Here is a 4,098-nt window from a genome sequence, read left to right as displayed (position 1 = left end):
GTTAACGCCCGGCCCGCCGACCCACCCCGGGGGGCAGACCGTTAACGCCGTTAACGCCCCGCCCGCCCCGGAGCCCGCCCGCGGCGAACCGTTAACGGCGTTAACGCCGTTAACGCCGTTAACGAAAAAGTACTTGTCGACTGGTTTTCTTTCCCTCCATCCCACTAGATTGATCCTTGAACAACCGATGAACCCCATCCCACACGCCACACGCCGCGCGGCAGCGGCAGCGGCAGCGGCAAGCACGAGCGGCAGGAGAACCCCCACATGGCAAGGGCCCGGCAGGAACGTGCCGAAATCACGCGGCAGGCGATCCTCGACGGCGCGGCCATCGCCTTCGACCGCTTCGGCTTCGGCGGCGCCAGCCTCAGCGACGTGGTCAAGCACGCCGGAGTCACCAAGGGGGCCCTGTACTTCCACTTCCAGTCCAAGGAAGCCCTCGCCCGCACCCTGATGGACGAGCAGTTCCAGGTCTCCGCGGGCGTCCCCGCCATCGAGGACCCGGGCCTGCAGACGGTCATCGACCTGACGCACCAGATGGCGTACGGCCTGCGCGCCAACGTCCGCATCCGCGCCGGCATCCGTCTGGTCATCGAGTTCGGTTCCTTCACCAACCCGGACCCGACGCCCTACAACGCGTGGATCGACACCTGCCACGGCTGCCTGAAGCCGGCCCAGGACCGTGGCGACGTCTTCCCCTTCCTCGACCTGTACGACCTCTCGACGCTCCTCGTCGGTTCGTTCACCGGAATCCAGGTCACCTCACACGTCCGCACCGGCCGCGCCGACCTGCACGCCCGGGTCATCGACCTCTGGAACTTCCTCCTCCCGGGCATCGTGCCCGCGGACCGCATCCCCCTCTTCGACCCGGCCGGCTCGCCCGAGTGCCGGGCCGAACTCGGGCTGACCGCGGCGGACTCCCCGGCGGTACCGGTCGGCTGACGGCGCATCCAGGGCGGCCTCGCATACGCCGTGGTGAACCACGGGGGTGCTCGCTACGGCGTGTGCGAGGCCGCCCTGTCGTGTACCCAGGGGCCGATTGGAATGCTTCTCACGCCATTTCGTTAGCAAAACCCAAGCGTGGCGCCCACATCAGCCCACGAACGTTAGTAAAGTCCCTCTCATGACTTCGCCCTCATCTCAGAACGACCGGGAGAAGGTCGTCTCCAAGCTCCCCCCGTGGCTCCGTCAGGAGTTGAAGATCCGCACCGCCCAACTGCGGGTCGACATCCAGGACGCCGTCCACCAGGGCATCGCTCAGTGGAGCGCCCTCGCCTCCGCCCCCTCCCCCGTCGACACCGCGGGCGCCGAATCGTTCTCCACCTGGCTGCCCGCCGGCCAGTGGGAGTCCTTCCGCGCCGACTCCAAGGACCGCGGCGTCTCCCTCATCCAGGGCCTCGCCCAGGCGGTCCGCCTCTGGCTGGAGATGAATCCGGCCCCGACGGTCAAGCGGCCCTCCGTGGTGCGCCGGATCATCGTCTGCAACCAGAAGGGCGGCGTCGGCAAGACCGCCATCACCGCGGGCACGGCCGAGGCCCTCGCCGAGGACCCGGACAGTCTCCACCCGGTCCGGATCGCCCGCCAGCTGGCCCGCCTCTCCGCGGCCGAGGAGGGCGAGGACGGCGGCCGGCAGCAGCCGCACCACCACGCCGAGACGAGCTCCCTCGACCTGGAGGACCTCCCGGGCCTCGGCATGCGCGTCCTGCTGGTCGACTTCGACCCCCAGGGCCACCTCACCAAGCAGCTCGGCCAGCAGCCGCTGCCCATCGGCGGCGACAGCCTCACCTGCCACATGGCGAGCGAGGCCAAGGGCCCCCTCTCCGATCTGATCGTCCCCATCCCGGACCAGCGCTTCGGCAACCGCCTGCACCTGCTGCCCGCCTGCACGGACGCCTTCCTCCTCGACGTCCGCCTCTCCACCGTGCGCGCCCGCGAGGCCGCCCTCGAACGCGCCCTGTCCCCCGTCGAGTCCGACTACGACGTCATCCTCATCGACTGCCCGCCGAGCCTCGGCCTGAGCATGGACGCCGCGATCTACTACGGGCGCCGCCGCGACACCGAACAGCAGGGCGCTTCCGGCGCGCTGATCGTCGTACAGGCGGAGGACTCGTCGGCTGACGCGTACGACCTGCTCACCTCGCAGATCAATGACCTGCGCGACGACCTCAGCCTCGAAATCGACTACCTCGGCCTCGTCGTCAACCTTTACGACGGCCGTCGCGGCTACATCGCGACCTCCTCGCTCCAGGCCTGGATGGACATAAAGGATCCGCGCGTCGTCGCCGTCGTACCCGACCTCAAGGAACAGCGCGAAGCCGTCCGCGTGAAGCAGCCGCTGTTCGTGTACTCGCCCAAGGGCGACCAAGCCATCGCGATGCGCGCCCTCGCCAGGGAGATCTCATGAGCAAGGCCGACAAACTCGGAGTCTCGGCATCGTTCGCGCGTGCCCAGCCCGTCAGCGTCAGCTCCCGCCGTGCGGCCATCGCGGAGGCCACCGGAGCCCCCACGTCGGGCATCGCGGCCCCGTCCGAGGTGCCGATCGAGGCGCTCGCGCACAACCCGTTCAACCTCCGCGAGGACCTCACCGAACTCGACGAGCTGGCCCAGTCGCTCCTCTCCCGCGGCCAGCTCCAGCCCCTCGCGGTCGCCACCCGCATGGCCTTCATGGAGGCCCATCCGGGGCAGACCGACGGCCTGGGCCGTGCCCCGTACGTGGTCATCGACGGCAACCGCCGCCTCGCGGCGGCCCAGCTGGCCGGCCTGAAGACCATGCACATCCACGTGAACGACGCCCTGTCCGCGTCCGCGGCGGACATCCTGGAATCGGCGCTGATCGCCAACGTCCACCGGGTCGACGTGGCCCCCATGGACCAGGCGCGTGCGCTCCAGGAACTCGTCGACGTCCACGGCTCCCAGGCCCAGGTCGCCAAGCGCCTGGGCAAGACGGCGGCCTGGGTCTCCCAGCGCCTGACCCTGCTGAACCTCACCCCGACCCTCCAGGAGAAGGTCGACACGGGCGAGCTGAAGGTCGAACCGGCCCGCCGGATCGGCCGCCTCCCGCAGGAGCAGCAGGAGGCAGCGGCCGACGAGAGCCTGAACGCCGTCAACCCACCGCGGCAGCGCACGCACACGCCCCCGCCGACCGTTAACGCCGTTAATGCTCCGCCCCCGGCACCTCCCACCATTAACGCCGTTAACGCCGTCAACGCTCCTGCACCGACCCCGACCCGGGCACCCACGCCTACACCCACGCCCACGCCCACGCTCACACCTGCGGCGCCCCGGATCTCGATCGCGACGGACTCCCCGGAAACGATCGCGGACGCCCTGACGGCGCACCTCACCCCGGACGACCTCAAGGCCGTCACGGAGCTCCTGATGCAGCGTCTCTGATGACAGCACCCACGCCGGGGGCGTTAACGCCGTTAACCCCGTTAACGCCGTCCACGCCCCCACGTGCGCTTCATGTGCGTTCGACCGTGCGGTTCACCTAGGCTGCACTCGGAGGTAGTACCGATGCCCGACGAACAAGAGAGCCTCTTCGCAGCGGTCGACGCGCTGCTCGAGGAAGCCGCCCAGGACCCGCTCCCGCACCCGGACGAGCGCAAGCGCCTGCGCGAGGCCGCGGGCCTGAGCCAGGAGCAGATCGCCAAGGCCCTCTCCGTACGCCGTGAAACGGTCACGTCCTGGGAGACCGGCCGTACGGCCCCCCGCGCCCCGAAGCGCGCGGCCTACGCCCGCCTCCTGGAAGGCCTGGCCACCCTCCACCCCATTAACGCCGTTAACGCCCCGGCACCGCCCGCATCTGCGGACCCGGACCCGGCCCCGGCAGCACCGACCGTTAACGCCGTTAACGCCCCTGCCCCTCCCCCGTCTCCAGACCTGACACCTCCGCCGACCGTTAACGCCGTTAACGCCCCGGCACCGGAGGCGCCCACGGCTCCGCCGGCACCGCCCACCGTTAACGCCGTTAACGCTCCCGTTCCGGAACAGCCCGCCGCGGTGCCGGCGGCACCCCCCGCCCCCCCCGCCTCCCCCCCCACCCTGAAACCCGGTAAACCCCCCGCCCCGGCCCCCGCCCCCCCCCCCGGCGGGGGC

General features: G+C 70.3%; 4 protein-coding genes. All 4 read left to right on the top strand.

The window, feature by feature from the left end; all coding sequences use genetic code 11:
- Nucleotides 1–267: 267 nt before the first annotated feature.
- Nucleotides 268–942: a ScbR family autoregulator-binding transcription factor gene (locus ACFXA3_RS37495; protein ID WP_385194892.1), complete on the top strand. Its 675-nt coding sequence runs from the start codon at nt 268–270 to the stop codon at nt 940–942.
- Nucleotides 943–1,123: 181 nt separating this feature from the next.
- Nucleotides 1,124–2,404, top strand: coding sequence for a ParA family protein (locus tag ACFXA3_RS37490; RefSeq protein WP_385194888.1), 1,281 nt, complete (start codon nt 1,124–1,126; stop codon nt 2,402–2,404).
- Nucleotides 2,401–3,393 (top strand): ParB/RepB/Spo0J family partition protein, encoded by a 993-nt coding sequence (locus tag ACFXA3_RS37485; RefSeq protein WP_385194885.1) that lies wholly within the window; start codon nt 2,401–2,403, stop codon nt 3,391–3,393. Before ACFXA3_RS37490 ends, ACFXA3_RS37485 begins: the two co-directional genes overlap by 4 nt.
- A gap of 72 nt (nt 3,394–3,465) precedes the next feature.
- Nucleotides 3,466–4,098: helix-turn-helix transcriptional regulator (locus ACFXA3_RS37480; RefSeq protein ID WP_385194882.1), on the top strand; the 633-nt coding region annotated here is incomplete at its 3' end.

The sequence above is a fragment of the Streptomyces sp. NPDC059456 genome (assembly GCF_042750055.1).
In the GTDB taxonomy this organism is placed as follows: domain Bacteria; phylum Actinomycetota; class Actinomycetes; order Streptomycetales; family Streptomycetaceae; genus Streptomyces.
The sequence above is the reverse complement of the archived record's forward strand: the minus strand, read 5'-3'. Positions and strand labels throughout refer to the sequence as shown.

Bases quoted from the DNA above. Each gene is read 5' to 3' on its own strand.
- ACFXA3_RS37495 (WP_385194892.1), top strand. From the start codon at position 268: ATGGCAAGGGCCCGGCAGGAACGTGCCGAAATCACGCGGCAGGCGATC.
- ACFXA3_RS37490 (WP_385194888.1), top strand. From the start codon at position 1,124: ATGACTTCGCCCTCATCTCAGAACGACCGGGAGAAGGTCGTCTCCAAG.
- ACFXA3_RS37485 (WP_385194885.1), top strand. From the start codon at position 2,401: ATGAGCAAGGCCGACAAACTCGGAGTCTCGGCATCGTTCGCGCGTGCC.